This is a genomic window from Paenibacillus piscarius, from assembly GCF_022234545.1.
Lineage (GTDB): Bacteria > Bacillota > Bacilli > Paenibacillales > Paenibacillaceae > Paenibacillus_AQ > Paenibacillus_AQ piscarius.
Window position 1 is genome coordinate 1 of sequence record NZ_JAIEUI010000034.1, and the last position, 18,061, is coordinate 18,061.

19 protein-coding genes, 1 tRNA gene and 1 riboswitch are annotated in these 18,061 nt (G+C 51.9%); of the genes, 13 read left to right on the plus strand and 7 right to left on the minus strand.

The genetic code is table 11. The features are described 5' to 3' along the window. Positions 1–721 precede the first annotated feature (721 nt). The 9 genes from guaB (at position 722) to K1558_RS31100 (ending at position 8,687) form a co-directional block, all read left to right on the plus strand. On the plus strand, positions 722–2,179 hold the full coding sequence (gene guaB / locus K1558_RS31060; RefSeq protein WP_238655838.1) for an IMP dehydrogenase: 1,458 nt from the start codon (positions 722–724) through the stop codon (positions 2,177–2,179). Positions 2,180–2,305: 126 nt separating this feature from the next. Continuing rightward, positions 2,306–3,703: a D-alanyl-D-alanine carboxypeptidase family protein gene (locus K1558_RS31065; protein WP_238655839.1), complete on the plus strand. Its 1,398-nt coding sequence runs from the start codon at positions 2,306–2,308 to the stop codon at positions 3,701–3,703. Positions 3,704–3,821: 118 nt separating this feature from the next. Next, positions 3,822–4,703, plus strand: coding sequence for a pyridoxal 5'-phosphate synthase lyase subunit PdxS (gene pdxS, locus K1558_RS31070; protein WP_238655840.1), 882 nt, complete (start codon positions 3,822–3,824; stop codon positions 4,701–4,703). Positions 4,704–4,719: 16 nt separating this feature from the next. Then, a complete protein-coding gene (gene pdxT / locus K1558_RS31075; protein ID WP_238655841.1) occupies positions 4,720–5,304 on the plus strand; it encodes a pyridoxal 5'-phosphate synthase glutaminase subunit PdxT in 585 nt (194 codons plus the stop codon). Positions 5,305–5,393: 89 nt separating this feature from the next. Continuing rightward, on the plus strand, positions 5,394–6,683 hold the full coding sequence (gene serS, locus K1558_RS31080; RefSeq protein ID WP_238655842.1) for a serine--tRNA ligase: 1,290 nt from the start codon (positions 5,394–5,396) through the stop codon (positions 6,681–6,683). 65 nt (positions 6,684–6,748) lie between these two features. After that, positions 6,749–6,837 (plus strand) — tRNA-Ser (locus K1558_RS31085). Between the two features lie 142 nt (positions 6,838–6,979). Further along, positions 6,980–7,321 (plus strand): hypothetical protein, encoded by a 342-nt coding sequence (locus K1558_RS31090; RefSeq protein ID WP_238655843.1) that lies wholly within the window; start codon positions 6,980–6,982, stop codon positions 7,319–7,321. A gap of 12 nt (positions 7,322–7,333) precedes the next feature. Next, a complete protein-coding gene (locus K1558_RS31095; RefSeq protein ID WP_238655844.1) occupies positions 7,334–7,486 on the plus strand; it encodes a small acid-soluble spore protein P in 153 nt (50 codons plus the stop codon). 103 nt (positions 7,487–7,589) lie between these two features. After that, positions 7,590–8,687 (plus strand): hypothetical protein, encoded by a 1,098-nt coding sequence (locus K1558_RS31100; RefSeq protein WP_238655845.1) that lies wholly within the window; start codon positions 7,590–7,592, stop codon positions 8,685–8,687. Between the two features lie 73 nt (positions 8,688–8,760). Here the strand turns inward: K1558_RS31100 and K1558_RS31105 are convergent, their stop codons facing one another. Next, positions 8,761–9,339 carry a GNAT family N-acetyltransferase gene (locus K1558_RS31105; RefSeq protein ID WP_238655846.1) on the minus strand — a complete coding sequence of 193 codons (579 nt, stop codon included), beginning with the start codon at positions 9,337–9,339 and terminating at the stop codon, positions 8,761–8,763. Positions 9,340–9,383: 44 nt separating this feature from the next. Then, positions 9,384–9,896, minus strand: a complete 513-nt coding sequence (gene tadA / locus K1558_RS31110) for a tRNA adenosine(34) deaminase TadA (protein ID WP_238655847.1) — start codon at positions 9,894–9,896, stop codon at positions 9,384–9,386. Between the two features lie 302 nt (positions 9,897–10,198). Between tadA and K1558_RS31115 the strand changes: the two genes are divergently transcribed. Continuing rightward, complete coding sequence (locus K1558_RS31115) at positions 10,199–12,529, plus strand: ATP-binding protein (RefSeq protein WP_238655848.1); 2,331 nt, start codon at positions 10,199–10,201, stop codon at positions 12,527–12,529. Next, positions 12,516–13,217: a pseudouridine synthase gene (locus K1558_RS31120; protein ID WP_238655849.1), complete on the plus strand. Its 702-nt coding sequence runs from the start codon at positions 12,516–12,518 to the stop codon at positions 13,215–13,217. The genes K1558_RS31115 and K1558_RS31120 overlap by 14 nt, the downstream gene beginning before the upstream one ends. 73 nt (positions 13,218–13,290) lie before the next feature. Here the strand turns inward: K1558_RS31120 and K1558_RS31125 are convergent, their stop codons facing one another. Next, on the minus strand, positions 13,291–14,118 hold the full coding sequence (locus K1558_RS31125; protein ID WP_238655850.1) for a flagellar motor protein MotB: 828 nt from the start codon (positions 14,116–14,118) through the stop codon (positions 13,291–13,293). Further along, positions 14,102–14,902, minus strand: coding sequence for a flagellar motor stator protein MotA (gene motA / locus K1558_RS31130; RefSeq protein ID WP_238655851.1), 801 nt, complete (start codon positions 14,900–14,902; stop codon positions 14,102–14,104). Before motA ends, K1558_RS31125 begins: the two co-directional genes overlap by 17 nt. A 202-nt stretch (positions 14,903–15,104) precedes the next feature. On the opposite strand from motA, the gene K1558_RS31135 reads away from it, so the two are divergent. Beyond that, a complete protein-coding gene (locus K1558_RS31135) occupies positions 15,105–15,398 on the plus strand; it encodes a hypothetical protein (RefSeq protein WP_238655852.1) in 294 nt (97 codons plus the stop codon). Between the two features lie 209 nt (positions 15,399–15,607). Then, complete coding sequence (locus tag K1558_RS31140; RefSeq protein ID WP_238655853.1) at positions 15,608–15,883, plus strand: 4a-hydroxytetrahydrobiopterin dehydratase; 276 nt, start codon at positions 15,608–15,610, stop codon at positions 15,881–15,883. Between the two features lie 110 nt (positions 15,884–15,993). On the opposite strand, the gene K1558_RS31145 is transcribed toward K1558_RS31140, so the two are convergent. From K1558_RS31145 to K1558_RS31155, 3 genes are all read right to left on the minus strand, one after another. Further along, positions 15,994–16,350 carry a c-type cytochrome gene (locus tag K1558_RS31145; RefSeq protein WP_238655854.1) on the minus strand — a complete coding sequence of 119 codons (357 nt, stop codon included), beginning with the start codon at positions 16,348–16,350 and terminating at the stop codon, positions 15,994–15,996. A 126-nt stretch (positions 16,351–16,476) separates the two neighbouring features. After that, a complete protein-coding gene (locus tag K1558_RS31150; RefSeq protein ID WP_238655855.1) occupies positions 16,477–16,962 on the minus strand; it encodes a GNAT family N-acetyltransferase in 486 nt (161 codons plus the stop codon). Between the two features lie 249 nt (positions 16,963–17,211). Then, positions 17,212–17,703 carry a C40 family peptidase gene (locus K1558_RS31155; protein WP_238655856.1) on the minus strand — a complete coding sequence of 164 codons (492 nt, stop codon included), beginning with the start codon at positions 17,701–17,703 and terminating at the stop codon, positions 17,212–17,214. A gap of 4 nt (positions 17,704–17,707) precedes the next feature. Further along, positions 17,708–17,851, minus strand: a riboswitch (cyclic di-AMP (ydaO/yuaA leader). Positions 17,852–18,061: the final 210 nt, after the last annotated feature.

The following is an 18,061-nucleotide window of genomic DNA, read 5'->3' on the forward strand; positions in this document are numbered from 1 at the left end:
TACTTGGACCGAAGGGTCCTGGGAGAGTAGGACGCCGCCAAGCACATGAGACCACTGTTGATCACTCAGCAGTGGTCTTTTTGCGTGTATGGGCAGTGTGATGGGCGATGGCTGAACGTGCCCGATAAACGGAAATGAAGGGACAAAGGGGAAATAGTTGGATTCTGTACACTTGCTGGGGAAGAAGTGGGCGATTCCCGGACAGAAGTTGGAAAAACAGCACTTAATTCTTTCGATTTCAGCCAAAGTAACCGTAACGAGTTCCAATAGATGCTGTTAATCCAATTGCTTCAGCCGAATGCGCGGAAACCAGCAAAATAAGGTACGTAAATACAATTACTTTCTCGGCTTACCTAGATGGATTCGGCCGGATCGGCCAGATCAACCAGAGGTGTGAGCTCCTTACCCAGTAGCATTAAGATTAAGTATACAAAAATGTCCACCACACACGGACTTTCGTCCAAGAATTCGCTTACCTGAGGCCGGTTGGCGAAATCCTCTCCCAGGTGAAGTAATGTTCTTGACAGGCCAAAAGGCCTTTGCTAAGATGGCAATAATATATTTTTGGACAAGCCTCTCAAACCTTAACTGAAGACATTATTATGTTGAGCTCCCAGGCTCGTACCGCTGTCTATCGGGTATGGACTTGAATCAGGAGTTTCTTTATTCATAAGTTGGCGGGCGGGTAGAGAATAGAACATTTTGAGGAGGAATGACCCAGGTGTGGGAAGATAAGTTTGGTAAAGAAGGATTGACTTTTGATGATGTGCTGCTGGTTCCGCGTAAATCCGAGGTGCTGCCCAAGGAAGTGGATCTTTCAACTGTACTCAGCAGTGGTGTTAAGCTTAACATTCCGCTGATCAGTGCAGGTATGGATACTGTTACAGAAGCTGCTATGGCCATTGCTATTGCCCGCGAAGGCGGGGTTGGCATCATCCATAAGAACATGACTGTGGAGCAGCAGGCTGGGGAAGTGGACCGAGTGAAGCGATCCGAAAGCGGCGTAATTACCAATCCTTTCTCTCTCACCCCGGATCATCTGGTCTCTGACGCCGAACGCCTTATGGGCAAATACCGTATCTCCGGCGTTCCGGTTGTAGATGAGAATAACAAACTGGTTGGCATTATCACGAACCGGGATATGCGCTTCATTCATGATTACAGTGCACCAATCAGCGAATATATGACACGCGATAATCTGGTGACGGCTCCGGTCGGCACTACGCTTCAGGAAGCTGAAGTGATGCTCCAGAAGCATAAGATTGAGAAGCTGCCGCTGGTCGATGATAACAATATTCTGAAGGGCCTCATTACTATTAAGGACATTGAGAAGGCGATTCAATTCCCGAACGGTGCCAAGGATGCCCAGGGACGCCTGCTGGTCGGCGCAGCGATCGGGATCTCCAAGGATGCGGAAGAGCGTGCCCAGGCGTTGATTGACGCAGGTGTGGATCTGCTGGTTGTAGATTCCGCGCATGGACACCATATCAATATTATTGAAGCTGTACGCAATCTGCGTGCCAAGTATCCTGATCTTACAATTGTAGCCGGTAATGTGGCCACAGGTGAAGCTACACGTGAGCTGATTGAAGCTGGAGCTTCTATTGTGAAGGTGGGCATCGGGCCGGGTTCGATCTGTACAACCCGCGTCATTGCCGGTATCGGTGTACCGCAGATTACAGCCATCTATGATTGTGCAACGGTTGCCCGTGAATACGGGGTACCGATCATCGCAGACGGCGGGATTAAGTACTCTGGTGAGATTACCAAGGCGATTGCTGCCGGAGCATCGGCGGTTATGATGGGAAGCCTGTTCGCCGGAACGGAAGAGAGCCCGGGAGAATCGGAATTGTACCAGGGACGCAAGTTCAAGGTATACCGCGGGATGGGCAGCATGAGCGCCATGAAGCAGGGCAGCAAGGACCGTTATTTCCAGGATGATGACAAGAAGCTGGTGCCTGAGGGTATTGAAGGGCGTGTAGCCTTCAAGGGGCCGTTGTCCGATACGGTTCATCAGCTGATCGGCGGACTGCGCTCGGGCATGGGATACTGCGGAACGAAGACGCTGGAGGAGCTGCGCAACGACACTTCATTTATCCGTATTACCGGAGCGGGACTTCGCGAGAGTCATCCGCATGATGTGCAGATTACCAAGGAAGCTCCGAACTATTCGCTGTAAGCGGCGAGAATCGCATATTTTGCTGACAGGCAGGACGAATTCGTCCTGTCTGTCTTTTTTTGCAGATACCCCTGTGTTAGAATAGAACAAGCACTGATCTGAGGAGTAAAAGGAGAGTAGTAATCATTGAATTACAAGCGGAAACTAAGCGGTAAGCAAATTGTGATTAAGACAGCGACAGTAGGTCTGCTTCTAAATATGTTAGCATTTCCGGCGGCTTCTGCGATGGCAGAGGCTGCTTCCAAACCGGCAGCGACATCATCCGGGAACAAAGCGGCAGCTACAGCTCCGGCCAAATCAGCGGCCGCCAAGATTCCAAGTGTGGAATCCCTGGGGCTGAATGTGAAATCAGCAGTGCTGATTGAGCCGACAACAGGCGAGGTGCTGCTCTCGCTGAATGCCGACCAGCCTATGCCTCCGGCGAGCATGACGAAGATGATGACGGAATACCTTGTGACGGAAGCGGTTAACAGCGGCCAGATCTCCTGGGACCAGAAGGTCATTATTCAGGAGAATGCTTCCAAGCAGATTGGTTCGCGGATTTTCCTGGCTGCGGGTGATGAACACACCGTGAAGGAACTCTACATAGCGATGGCCGTAGGCTCTGCTAATGATGCTACTGTTGCCCTGGCCGAACTGGTCGCAGGTTCAGAGCAGCAGTTCGTCACAATGATGAATGAAACAGCGAAGAAGATGGGGATGAAGACCGCCCATTTCATTAATCCCACCGGGCTTGACCGTAAGGACATGCCCAAGAAATTCCGTCCCGAGGGTGAAGGCGAAACGGTAATGTCCGCGATGGATGCTGCTATTCTCGCCAAGTACATTGTCACTGATCATCCCGATTTCACTGACTTCACGACCATCCAATCCTACAAATTCCGCGAGCGCGATGCCAAGCCGATGATCAATTACAACTGGATGCTGGAGGCCAATAAGAATATTCCTAACTTCAAGGCCTACGCTTATCCGGGTCTGGACGGGCTCAAGACAGGGCACACGACTAATGCAGGCAACTGCTTCACAGGTACGGCGGTGCGTGACGGTATGCGTCTGATCAGCGTAGTTATGGGAGCAGACTCTGAGGCCCACCGCTTTACAGAGACGAAGAAGGTGCTGGATTACGGCTTCAATAACTTCGAGATTAAGCAGGTTGTTGCGCCCAAGGCTGTAATAGCCGGAACGGAGACGGTTCCGGTACTGAAGGGCAAGGAGAAGCAAGTATCCGTTGTTACGGATGCTGGCGTTACGTTCATGGTACCGAAGGGGACCACTGCGCCGCAGATTAAGACCACTGTAGTGACGAATGACCCGGCGACACTGGTTGCTCCGATTGCCGGTGGCAGCAAAATCGGCAAGGTCACCTATTCCTACCAGATCGAAGGAATGCCTCAGGTCCAGGAGAAAACCGTCAACCTGATCACTGCTGAGGAAGCGGAGAAGGCAGGCTGGTTCAAGCTGCTGCTACGGGCGATCGGAAGTTTTTTCGCAGACTTGTTTAAAGGAATCAAAAACCTGTTCTAATGAACCCGGCGGGTTATGCCGGTGACACGATGAAATCCCAGCAAATGGGTTGTGTATATGAAGGCCTTACGGTAGAATTACAAGTTAGATTGCGATAGATTTAGCGGGAGGCGGAGAGATGGAGACAGGAACATCGCGGGTTAAAAGAGGTATGGCAGAGATGCAAAAGGGTGGCGTCATTATGGACGTCATGAATGCGGAGCAGGCAAAAATTGCTGAAGCCGCCGGTGCGGTAGCGGTTATGGCACTGGAGCGGGTTCCTTCCGATATCCGCGCAGCGGGCGGAGTTGCACGTATGGCTGATCCTACCATTGTTGAAGAGGTTATCCGGGCAGTGAGCATCCCTGTTATGGCCAAAGCCCGTATCGGACATTATGTCGAAGCGAAGGTACTGGAATCTCTGGGCGTTGACTATCTCGATGAGAGCGAAGTCCTGACTCCTGCCGATGAAGTATTCCATATTAACAAGCATGAATTCACCGTACCTTTTGTATGCGGAGCCAAGGACCTGGGAGAAGCACTGCGCCGCATTAGCGAAGGAGCTTCGATGATCCGCACCAAAGGTGAGCCGGGAACAGGCAACATTGTGGAGGCGGTACGCCATATGCGCTACATCAACGGCCAGATCCGCAAAGTGGCAAGCCTCTCAACGGATGAGCTATATAATGAAGCAAAGACGCTGGGAGTGCCGTATGAGCTGCTGCTGGAGGTCCATCAGCTGGGCAAGTTGCCGGTAGTTAATTTCGCTGCCGGGGGTGTTGCTACACCTGCAGATGCCGCGCTGATGATGCATCTTGGTGCCGACGGCGTGTTTGTCGGCTCGGGCATCTTCAAATCGGACAACCCCGAGAAATTCGCGCGCGCCATTGTAGAAGCAACGACCCATTTTACAGACTATAAGCTGATTGCTGAAGTGTCGAAGAACCTGGGTACCCCGATGAAGGGGATTGATATCGCCTCGCTGACCCCGGCTGAACGCATGTCGGAACGCGGCCGCTAAGAGAGAAGGCTTGTGGATGAGAATAGGAGTGCTGGCGCTGCAGGGCGCTGTAACCGAGCATATGGCCAGTATCGGGAAGACCGGGGCCCAAGCGTTGCCCATCAAGCGTACAGAGCAGCTTAATGAAATAGACGGCCTGATTATTCCCGGCGGCGAGAGTACAACGATTGGCAAATTAATGCGCAAATACGGATTTATTGAAGCGATCCGCGAATTTGCCGGTCATGGGAAGCCGATCTTTGGCACATGCGCCGGCATGATTGTATTAGCGAAGCAGATCGAAGGCGGAGAACCCGCCCATCTGGAGCTGATGGACATTACCGTTGCCCGGAATGCCTTCGGCCGCCAGCGGGAAAGCTTTGAATGTGACCTTGAGGTGAAAGGCATTGCGGAGCCGGTAAGGGCGGTATTCATCCGCGCTCCGCTGTTGACTGAGGTGGGCCCGGACGTTGACGTGCTTGCTGTCTATAACGGTGAGATTGTAACGGCGCGTCAGGGCAGCCTGCTGGTCTCCTCCTTTCATCCGGAACTGACTGAGGATTACAGGCTGCATCAATATTTTGCCGATATGGTAGAGGACAGAATTGCGGCCAATCTATAGAACTGCATATAAGAACATCTTTGACTCTTTCATAGCTGTCCATGACGGCCTGATGAAAGAGTTTGGGCTGTTTTCAGGAGGGAAACGTTGTGTTAGATGTTAAAGTATTGCGCAGTGATTATGCCAGAGTAGAAGAGGCGCTGAATAAAAGAGGGAAATCGCTCGATCTGATTGCCGGCTTCCCGGAGCTTGACCTGCGCCGCCGTGAGCTGCTTCAGGAAACGGAAGGTCTCAAGAACCGCCGGAATACTGTATCGGCAGACGTAGCCAAGAAGAAGAAGAATGGCGAGCCGGCCGAGGATCTGATCGCAGAGATGCGTACTGTATCTGACCGGATTAAAGAGCTGGATGATGAGGTTCGCGGGCTTGAAGCCAAGATTGATGAGCTGACGATGAGCATTCCGAACATTCCGCATGAATCGGTGCCTGTCGGCAAGTCCGAGGAAGATAATGTGGAAGTCCGCCGCTGGTCGGAGCCCAAGGAATTCGGTTTTACACCGAAATCACACTGGGAGCTGGCACAGCAGCTGGATATTATTGATTTTGAGGCGGCCGCCAAGGTTGCGGGTTCCCGGTTTGTCTTCTATAAGGGTCTGGGTGCCCGGCTGGAGCGGGCGCTGATTAACTTCATGATGGATCTGCACAGCGGCGAGCACAACTATGAGGAGATGCTGCCTCCTTATATCGTCAATAAGGACAGCCTGTACGGAACAGGACAGCTGCCGAAGTTCGAAGAGGATCTGTTCAAGCTGCGGGACACAGAGTATTATCTGATTCCTACGGCGGAAGTGCCTGTGACCAACTACTACCGGGAAGAGATTCTGACGGCTGCTGACCTGCCGAAGTACCATGTGGCTTACAGCTCTTGCTTCCGTTCGGAAGCCGGATCTGCGGGACGCGATACCCGCGGCCTGATCCGCCAGCATCAGTTCAACAAGGTGGAGCTGGTGAAGCTGGCCAGCCCGGAGAACTCCTATGAGGAGCTGGAGAAGATGACAGCCGATGCGGAGCGCGTCCTGCAGCTTCTGGGGCTGCCCTACCGCGTCCTGCTGTTGTGTACAGCGGATATGGGCTTCACCTCCGCGAAGACGTATGATCTGGAGGTATGGCTGCCGGAGAGCGGAATGTACCGTGAGATCTCCTCCTGCTCCAATACAGAGGATTTCCAGGCCCGCCGGGCCAACATCCGCTACCGTAAGGAGCCTAAGGCCAAGCCGGAATTCGTGCATACGCTGAACGGTTCTGCACTGGCTGTGGGCCGCACCGTAGCCGCGATTCTGGAGAATTATCAGCAGGAGGACGGCAGCGTGCTGATTCCGGAATGCCTGCAGCCGTACATGCGGAATGTGAAGTCGATCAGCCCGAAATCCGCCCAATAATTATGCTTGCATCTGATTTGATCCGTGTGGTATAATTCCTAATGCATGTGAAATTTGGTTGCATTGGAGAGGTACCGAAGCGGTCATAACGGGGCGGTCTTGAAAACCGTTAGGGTGCAAGCCCACATGGGTTCGAATCCCATCCTCTCCGCCATTTCCAACAATATATACTGCCGATAGAAGCCGTTCTCCTTAGGAGAGCGGCTTTTTTGCGATTTAGCGGGAGGCAGAGGGAATAAAAAGCCCTCTTTCTCCGCAATGTATTAATGTATTAGAGAAGGAGGCTGATAATCAAGATGGACCGACAATTACAAGTAGATCAGCAGAGTCTGGTGTCTGCGTGGCAGGAGAGACTGCCTGCTCTGATGGAGGACGGGGAGAGCTTCAGTGTCCAGGGAGACGCCGCCAACCAGAACAGCCTGCTTATTCATTTCAATGCGGCAGGGCGGCAGGGGTACTCTCTGGATTTCCGCTGCACGTATGTGGACAGCCGGGAGGTCGCGGTAGACCTGCTGGATGCCGAGCAGCACGGCGCACCTGCCGATGATCATCTGGAGGCTGTACAGGCATTAGCGCAGCAGTATACGAGACAGATTCATGAATGTGCCCAGGCCCTTCAGGGCATAACCAATCCGTAGGAGGTTAATCCGATGAGCAAGCCAAAAAGCATGCCGGTTCCCGGTGTACAGCAGGACCGTCAGGAGAAACGTAAAGAGCATCATTCTTCAGGTCCGGAGCCGCTATCCGGTTCCAAAAAGGTAAAGCAGGCCAATCATGTGGATCATAATAATCCTCAAGGCTGAGCCCAAAATACAATGAAATTAGTGAGAAATGTTTCTCATATTTGCCAAATGGTTTATCATTAAGGAGGGGAAAGAATTTTGTATATGGGAGAGGAGAAAAATAATGAACAAAAAATGGGGGTTGTCGGCTGCCGCGCTGATGCTTGGCGCAGCATTAATCCTGCCGGGATGTGCCAAGAAGGAAGAGCCGAAGGAAGCGTTGACCGCTGCGGCATCCAAGGCCACGGCAATGAAATCTTACGAAATGAAAACGAAGCTTGTCATAAATGATCTGACTATTGATACAGGCAGCAATGAAGCTGATGCTTCGACAGGTCAGATTATGAGTATGCTTAAGAACGCTGAGCTTACCATTGATGGCGTCTACCAGGCAGAGCCTATGCAGACAGAGTTTACTACCGTTCTTAATCTCAAGGGAGATATGGCCATGTCCTTCACGGTTCCAATGGTCATGACCGGAGACAAGATGTATATCAAGGTGCCGTCTATTCCGTTCTTTCCGATTCCTGAGACGATTGTGAATAAATTCGTTGAATTGGATCTCAAAGAACTGGCAGAGCAGCAAGGAGCTGAATTCAATCCTTCACAGATGGACGCCCAGAAGGTGCAGAAGCTGTCGAATGAAGTGATGAATACCCTGCTTGGCGAATATGACCAAGCGAAGTACTTCGAAAATATCAAACCTAAGGATGCCGGACTGCCTGAAGGTGTAGATGCCAAGCAAGTCGTTCAGTTCAAGGTGACCAACGATAATGTCAAAGAGGCGCTCACCATTCTGGTGAACAATGCTATGCCGAAGATCATTGATATTCTGGGCAAGGAAGAATATAAGGATCTGCTGCAGATTGAGCCTGCTCAGCTGGCAGAAGCCAAGCAAGAGCTTCAGTCCAGTGAGGCACGGGCTGAATTCGACAAGAACCTGGCTGATCTGAACAAGTATCTGACGATTAACCAGTTCCATCTGAATACGGCACTTAATAAAGATGACTTTCCGGTATATCAGGATATGCTGATGGATATTAAGGTAAACGACCCTGACAAGGGAGAGAATGTGACCGTATCAATGAATGCAAGCAACCAGTACAGCAAGATCAACGAGAAACAGACCTTCAAGATTGGTATTCCGCAAGGCGATGACGTTATTACCCTTGAAGAGCTGCAGCAGCAGTTCGGCAATTCGGGTATGAGCACTACTTATTAATACAAAATAATCCCCACCTGAAGATCCCGCAGAAGCGCTAATGGCTCCTGCGGGATTTTTGGGCCGCGGGGCTTCACTCAGAGACCGTCTCTGTCTCTGTCAGGAAGTCCTCTGCGAGTATGGCATAAGTGCGGTGGTCCTGCCATTCTCCGTTAATCTTAATGAAACGGCGGGCCAGACCCTCCGCCTGGAAGCTGTTCTTCTCCAGTACTCTGCGGGAGGCGTTGTTATGGGGAAGGATGGCCGCCTGCACCCGGTGAAGCCCCAGAGAGCGGAACGCATACTCCAGGACGAGATGGACCGCTGCACTGGCATATCCCTTGCCCTGCCGGGTATGGTCGATTAAATAGCCGATGTCGGCAAATTGTCCCACTCCCCGGACTACATTGGAGATCGTAATCTGTCCGATCAGCTCACCGCTCAGCAGAAAGATGCCGAACATATACGCCCGGTCCACCTGAGTCTCCAGTCTGCGCTGATTAATCAGATGATGCTGGCTCTCCAGCGTGAAGTAATCCTCATCCCGCAGCGGTTCAAATTCCTGATGGGCTGTGCGGTTGTTCAGACGCAGATGAAGCAGCGCCTCAGCATCCTTAAGCTCCAGCAGCGAGAGATAGATTCCCTGAGGGGTGTTATACAGCTTAAATGACATGAAGAAGCATCCTCCTTATGGAATTATAAATGTGCAGGTTCGGGTTAGAGCCGGGCAGGCCTCTGTTGCCGTAACCGGCGGAAGAAGGAGGTCAGAAGCTCTGCGCATTCTTCCTGCAGGACACCCTGGATGACCTCAGTACGGTGATTAAAGCGGGATTCCTCCAGCAGGTTCATCAGGGTGCCGGCACAGCCTGCCTTGGGGTCAGGTGTCCCGTACACTGTAAGCGGCACCCGGGCCTGGACCATCGCGCCCGCGCACATCGGGCAGGGCTCCAGCGTAACGTAGAGCCGGCAATCGAGCAGACGCCATGAACCGAGGACAGTGCTGGCTTCACGGATGGCGACCATCTCTGCGTGGGCGGTGGAATCAAGCGTGGTCTCGCGCAAATTGTAGCCCCGGCCGATGATCGTATCATTATGAACGACAACCGCTCCGATCGGCACCTCGCCCAGGGCCTCAGCCTTGCGGGCTTCCCCGATCGCTTCAGCCATCCAGCGTTCATGCAGGGCCCGCTCTTCGGCTGAGAGTTCTTCCAGACGTATATTCAATTTCATCTTCCCTTCTTCAATAACCCCTTGTCCAACGAACAAATATTCGCGCTTAACAAATTGTGCATAACTCTGTGGATAAACCGCTACTTATGCACAAAATTGTACACATCAGAGCATTAATAATTGTAGATATGTGCACAACCTGTGGATGGTCCTTATTTATTGTAGAGAAACTGTGGGAAGAATTCAATATTTTCCGTTGTTTAGGTACTTTGGAAATGTCTTTTCAAATGAGGGGGCAACAGGTATGATTATGATGAATGCCCCGCTAGGATTTACCAGCGGATAAGAGGTGAAGATTACGCTTGTCCATCAAAACGAAGTTATCAGCGATTCTATTCGGCTCAGTACTCCTCATCCTGATGCTCAATCTTACACTTAACCTGTATGCCGCCCGGAATAACCTGCGTAATGAAAGTGTAAGCAATATGAAGATTACTGCGAAGCAGGTTGCCGTCTCGGTAGAACAGAGCAGCTACAGCTCCAACTATGTACAACACAAAATTGCCCAGAACCTCCGGCTGATCGCCATTTTGGCGTCTAATGAGCTGGACCCGGACATTAACAATATTGATAACAGACAGCTAAAGGATCTGGCGAATAAGCTTGCAGTGTCTAACATTTCGCTGCTGGTCAAGACTGATAATGATATTGTCGTTGCCAAGTCATCCGACCCTGCGGAGATCGGGCTTTCAACCAAGGGGATGGGGTATTGGTATGTAGCCTTTCTTGAGCTGTTTGCAGGCCAGCGCGTCTCTGTGGACAAGGGGCAGTCGTTGGAGAATTTCTGGTCCGGCCCGTTCGAGTATTCGACGTCCAATCCCGATTTTATCGATAAATGGGGTTACTATTATGACGGCAAGCGCAACTATATCATAGATCCGTATATCCGGAGCACTGCTGTAAGCGACTATGTCAAAATCATGAATCCGGAGGAGATCATTCAGGAATCCAAAGCCGTAAACCCGGGAATTCTGGAGATTACGGGCATTAATCCGCAGACCTTCGGTTCGTCCACCATGATGCCTGACGGCACTGATCCCAAGAATACGAAGCTGCGCAACCGACCGATTCAATATGGAACCTACACTTACGGCAATATAGCAGAGGATAAGGCCGCCATCCGGGATGCTCTGAACAAGGGCGAGCCGGTAACCCTGGATACAGAAGCGCTCGGCAAAAGAGTGCTAAAAAGCTTCATTCCCATCTCACAGCCCGGCGCTGGGGACTATGTTATCAGTGTGGTCATGGACTATTCTACAATCTCCTCCGTCATTAAAGAGCAATTGTTCAATAACATTACCACATCGGTCTTGCTGCTGGTGATCTTCTTGCTGGCCAGTTATATTATGGCCGGTGTAGTGACACGCCCGATTAAGGATATACTGGCTAAGGTGAATGATGTGGCCAAAGGGAAGTTCGAGCCTCCGCTGAATGTGGCCAGCCGCGATGAGCTTGGACAGCTGGCCCAGCGGATCAATGCCATGACCTCGCATCTGCTGCAGCATACGAACCGGCTGGGCCAGACGCTGGAGGAGAACCGGGCGGTGAAGGAGCATCTGGAGTCGGTAATCAACGGAACCTCGGATGCGATTCACACGGTGGATATGGACGGGCGGATTATCAGCACGAACAGGGCCTTCGAGGAGCTCTACGGCTGGGGGGCGGAGGATGCCCTGGTCAAGCCGCCGTATCTGGTGCCGGCAACGGTACAACAACAGGAGGATACACGACTGCAGCTGCTGAAGGACGGGGCAACACTGCCTCCTGTGGAGACCGTCAGGCTCAAGCGGGACGGCTCCCTGGTAGAGGTCAGTGTCAGCAGCTCGGTGATCCGCGATGAGGAGGGGCAGCCCCAGTCCATCGTGCATGTCTCGCGCGACATGACTGAACGCAACCGGATTGAGGAGCTGCTCCGGCGCTCTGAGAAGCTTACAACAGTCGGCCAGCTTGCCGCCGGGGTGGCCCATGAGATCCGCAATCCGCTGACCACACTGAGAGGCTTCCTGCAGCTTCAGCAGGAGAAGAAGGTACTGGTGCCGCTGCATATTGACCTGATGCTCTCCGAGCTGGACCGGATTAATATGATTGTCAGCGAGTTTCTGATTCTGGCTAAGCCGCAGGCCGTTCATTTCCAGCAGAGGGACCTGCGGCATATTGTCGGCGATGTAGTCTCGCTGCTCGACAGCCAGGCACATCTGTTCGGCATCGAGTTTGCCACGAACTTCTCGGCTGAACCCGCCATGGTCCATTGTGAGGAGAATCAGCTGAAGCAGGTCTTCATCAATGTCATTAAGAATGCGATCGAAGCGATGCCGGACGGGGGAACGATTACCCTGGAGCAGCATCAGCAGGAGAACTCTATCGTTATCGTCATTACAGATGAGGGCGGAGGCGTTCCCGAAGACATGCTTCCCAAGCTGGGCGAGCCGTTCTTCACGAACAAAGAATCGGGCACCGGGCTGGGGCTGATGGTCAGCCAGCGGATTATTCAGGCCCACAAGGGCAGTCTGGAGATCAGCAGCGAATATGGCCGGGGGGCGCAGGTTATTATCAAGCTGCCGGAAGCGGGAGCGTATAATCCTGCGGAAGGCATGAATATAGAACGGAGTGAAGACAACCATGAGAATCAATAAATTCATCAGTGAGACAGGCTACTGTTCACGCCGTGAAGCAGACAAGCTGGTGGAAGGGGGCAGAGTGACCATCAACGGTGAGCCCGCTACGCTGGGCAGCCAGGCGGAAGCCGGGGATACGGTGCTGATTGACGGGAAGCCGCTGGAGAAGGGCCACAGGGTCGTCTATATCGCGCTCCATAAGCCGGTAGGCATCACCTCCACTACGGAAGGGCATGTGCAGGGCAATATCGTCGACTTCGTCGGCCACGAGGAGCGCATCTTCCCCATCGGCCGGCTGGATAAGGATTCGGAGGGTCTGATTCTGCTGACCAATGACGGGGACATCGTGAACAAAATATTGCGCGCAGAGGGCAGACATGAGAAGGAATATGTGGTGACTGTCGACCGGCCGGTTACACCATCCTTTCTCACCGGCATGGCCTCGGGAGTGAAGATTCTGGGCAGCAAGACGCTGCCCTGCGAGGTCACGCGCGTCAGTGAGCGGGTATTCCGCATGGTGCTGACCGAGGGCAAGAACCGGCAGATCCGCCGGATGTGCAGTGCCTTCGGATATGAAGTGCGGCGGCTGCAGCGCATCCGGGTGATGAATATCCGCCTGGGGGCTCTGAAGACGGGGGAATGGCGGGAGTTAACCCTGCAGGAGAAGCAGGAGCTGGGCGCCATGCTGAATTACCAGCTGCAATAAGCTTAAGATCCCTCATAATTGATCAAAGAGCTGTTCCAGCAGGCCGGGGGGCCTGTCAGAGCAGCTCTTTGATCTATTTGGCGGGCGGCGCTACATTAGAGACATCGGTCGTCTCTGTTGCCGCATCTTTATACTTGCGGAGAATCGAAACTTCCACTCGGCGGTTCTTGGCCCGCCCGGCCGCTGTAGCGTTGGAGGCGATGGGATGATATTCGCCTGAGCCGGTCGGGCTGAACTTCGTCGGGTCAAGGTTCGGGTTCAGCAGCAGAATCTTCATGAAATGAAGAGCTCGGTCCACGCTAAGATCCCAGTTCGAGGAGTACATACTGTTGGAAATCGGGACATTATCTGTATGCCCCTGGACCAGCACTTGATAATCCGGGAATTGCTGCAGCATCGTAGAGATGGACTTGGCGAGCTGGCGGGCATCATCCTTCACGACCGCCTGGCCTGAGGCGAACAGGGCGTTATCACTGATCGTAATCATCAGCTGGGACTGGTTCAGCTTCGTGCTGAGCAGGTCGGTCATGCCGTTGTTCTTGATATATTGATCGAATTGCTTCTTCAGCTTCTCCAGGTCCTCCTGCTCTTTGGCACGAAGCTTGGAGAGCTCGGCCGTTCCGACATTCTTGGAAATAACACTGTTCATTTTGTCCTTCTTGCCCTGGTCGAGCTGGGTATCCGTAGGAGAATCGGAGCGGTATTCCAGAACGCCGCCCCCGCCGCTGAGCGCCGAATTGAAGGCTTCCGCCATTTGCTGGAATTTCACTGCATCAGTAGCACTCATTGCATACATAACCAGGAACAGCGCAACCAGCAGGGTCATCAGGTCGGAATAAGGCAGCAGCCAGGATTCGTCGGCATGTTCTTCGTGCTCTTCATGCCTAGTCTTTTTGCTCACTCGAAGTGCCCTCCTTCTCGCTCAGCTTGGCGCGTTCGAACGGAGTCAGGAAGACCGACAGCTTCTGGTTAATGGCTATCGTAGATACCCCGGACTGAATCGACAGGAGGCCCTCCACCATCATCAGACGGACTTCAATCTCCTTCTTGGAGATGCGCTTCAGCTTGTTGGACATGGGATGCCACATCACATAACCGGTGAATATCCCCAGGAGCGTAGCAATGAATGCGCCGGCAATGGCGTGAGCCAACACGTCCATATTACTCATATCACCTAAGGCGGCGATCAGCCCGATCACCGCACCTAGTACCCCGAGTGTAGGTGCGTACATCCCTGCTTGAGAGAAGATCAATGCGCCGGCTTTATGTCGATCCTCGGTAGCGTGAATATCTTCCATTAAGACATCGCGGACAAATTCCTGATCGTTGCCGTCAATGATCATCCGCATACCGTTTCGGAGAAAAGCATCTTCGATTTCGTCCACGCTGGATTCCAGCGCCAGCAGACCCTCACGGCGGGTGATCGATGCCCAGTCCATGAACATGGTGATCAGTTCAGGCTTGCTGACCATTTTTCTTTTGACGAACAGAATCTTCATCAGCTTAGGGAAGTTCTTGATCTCCGACATAGGGAAGGCCATGAAGATAGAGGCTGTGGTTCCCAGGAAAATAATTACATAGGCAGCGGGATTATTTAAGCTTGCAAGCGGAGCATGCTTAAGAACCATCCCCCAGATTACTGCGATCAGACCAAACACCAGGCCCAGAATTGTTGAAATTTCCATTTATGCACCTCATCCATGAGAAATAAGAAGTGATCGACTCCCCGCGAATTTCGTCCTTGAAACGCAGGGGAACACTCAGCGCCTGACCAAATCACGTATATTCTTATTTATCGTCAGCATTCCGTTTTTTGTGAAGTGATATTTTCGGCTATAATGGATAAGGTAAGGTATTATTCATTGCGAAGAAAACGGAGTGATTGATGTGGGAGTTAAGCATGGCAGAGACTACAGTGAGATTCTGGTGGAACTGACCGGAGCAGTCGGACGAATTTCCGACGGATACATTTTCTTTGAGATGGAGCCTGAAGAATGGGGAAGCCTGCCTGAGGAATCGAAGCTGGAGGTCTGGGAGGCGCTTGCGGAGGATCTGTTCTACGCGCTGGGCAATGAGCCGGTAATCCAGGTGGGCAGCGGAGTTGTGATGTACGATAAAGACACTCACCGCATTAATATTCTGCTCGGTGATGAGGATCTGGCCTCCGTCCTGCTGGTGTAGCCATCCGGCAATAACGCCCTGGCGGTTTGTCCCCGGGATCAGCCCATGTTAAAATTGGGAGGAAGTAATAATTGCCGGGATTCAGGAATACATTTAATCACAAAAATCTTTGGCCTGGCACATCCCTTGGACTTTCAGAAGCTGAGGGATGTTTTATTTAAGGAGAGAACGCATTTCCGTACAGTTAACTCAGCAAGGGAGGAAGAACATTGCAATTTACAGAGGAAGAGCTGCAGGAAGAGGTCGGCAAGCTGGAGGGCTGGAGGCTGGAGAAGGATCACCTGGTGCGCAAATACATGTTCAATGAATACATGAAGGGAATTGCTTTTGTGGATGAGGTGGCCGCCATCTCGGAAGCGTTCGATCATCATCCCCATATCACCATTGATTACAAGACCGTTATTCTGCGGCTGGCTGCAGATGCGCAGAAGCTGGATATCCGCCAGGCCCATCAATTTAATGAGGCCTTTGAGAAGAACCGCTAGGGAGACAGTATTTATAGATATGGAAATGACAGGTGAGCCTGAATCATAAAAATGCCCGCTCCAGGAGTGACCTCCTGACAGCGGGCATTTCACATCAAGCTATAAACGGATTATTTCTTCTCAGCCAGCCATAATGCGATGTTGGCAATCTCTTCAGGGGCCAGCTTGTCTTTGAAAGGAGGCATTTGACCGCGTCCCTTGGTGACAATCGTGAAGATCTGCGCTGCATCATGCTTGCCGCCCTCCTGCTGCAGGCTGGGACCTACACCGCCCTGAAGCTGGTCACCGTGGCAGGAGATGCAACTGGCCTTCACCGTAGCCTCAGCACTGGCCGCGTCCAGCACAACCTCAGGCATCGTTGGCTTATTCTCTTCGGCTACCTCGGATTTGCCGGGTAAGGTAAACATTAAGATCACCGCAAAGGCGCAGGCGGCAAAAAACAAACCGCTCATGATCCATTTCTGCATCTGCATCCGTCCCTCCCTGTAAGCTGCTTCCTCCATTATAGCGGATGGTGAAGCGTTATCATAGTATTTGTGTCAAAAAAACGAACAGAAAGCCCCGCTTTTTTGAGCATAACCATGTGACGGGTGCTATTTCTCATAGACCATGCAATAAAACGGCTTATTGCCGGTAGGAGTCCTGCGTTCATACGTATCGGTTATAGTGAATCCGCTCTTCTGGTAGGCGCGGATAGCCCGCTGATTCCACGTTAGCACCTCCAGATCAATCTCCCGCTCCGGGTACCGGGCGAGCGCTGCCTGGACAATAGCTTTCATGAATGGCTGCCCCATGCCGTTGCCGCACAGGTCCGGCCGCATCCCCACGCCGAGCCTGACTACACCCTCCATGGGGAACAGCTGGGCGAAGCCGCATAGAATGCCTTGCCCGTCCACCACGGAGACATATTGCTCGCTGCGCAGCTGCGGGTCTCCGAATTCCACGCCCAGCGCCTGCATCTGCTCCCAGGACATCCAGCCGTATATATTATAAGGCGGGTTATACTCCCATTCGCAGATTTCCCCGGCATGAAGGGATTCCATCGGTACCACATAAAAGGTTAGCGGAGAACGAATCATCGGCCAGTCTCCTCTCATTAATGCTTCAATGCTTCCTGTTACCTATATATACATCATACGCCGGAATCAGCGCAAATTCCTGGCGGAGAGGCCGAAACTTGACAAATGCCAAAAAATATTTTATGAAAAGCCCGAAAGGGTGTTTGGCCAATACGGAGACGGGTAAGTAGGGAGTAACAACAACAAAAAAGCTCTTCTCCCAGATGAAACATCATCCTGGAAAAGAGCCTGGTGATAGCAATATACGATCTATTGTACGTCGTCGTTGTCCTGGGAGTCCGTTGCTACCGTCTTGTAAGCGTCTGTGCTCATAATCCGTTTGGCACCGACATAGCGGTTGACATAATAGTTGTCGCTAAGCGAACTGATGGTAACCCCGCGGGAAGAAGAAGCATGCGCGAACTCGCCGTCACCGACATAAATACCGACATGGGAGACGCCTCTGCCGTTAGTATTGAAGAATACAAGATCGCCTGCTCTTAGCTCATCACGTGATACAGCGGAGCCCATCTGGTATTGGGAACCGGACTGATGAGGCAGGTTAATGCCGATCTTATCAAAAACATACATGGTAAATCCGGAGCAATCAAAGCCGTTCGTGGTAACACCGCCGGACACATACTTGGTACCGATGGCCTTGTCAATCACCTTATCCATCTTGGAATCCGCGAAAGCGCTTCCTGCTCCGATTGTGAATATAATGGATAAACTTAGTACTGCGGCTGCCAGCTTCTTCTTCAAAAGTAAATACCCCTTCCGATGCCTACGAGGTTAGCTTAAGGGTTCGGTTGAAGGTCCCCTATGACCCCTCTTAGAATAGGAGGTCAATTCACCCAAAACTGGTTCCCCCGTTTCCCTAATTCGTTAGGGAACTCGGCACGACTATTGATTAGGATTAGCTATTTATCCGATACATGACAAAAACTTGATTAAAAGGCACTCAATAATTACAAAAATGTTACTAAAAGCTTACTGCGATAATTGTAGCAAAGACTGCAGAGATTGGCAATCACTTATAACATATTAATGCATCTTTTTTGTGTTTTTTAGAGTGATAGCCCATTGTGAGGACACATATCTATGCGTACAGCCAGTTTTA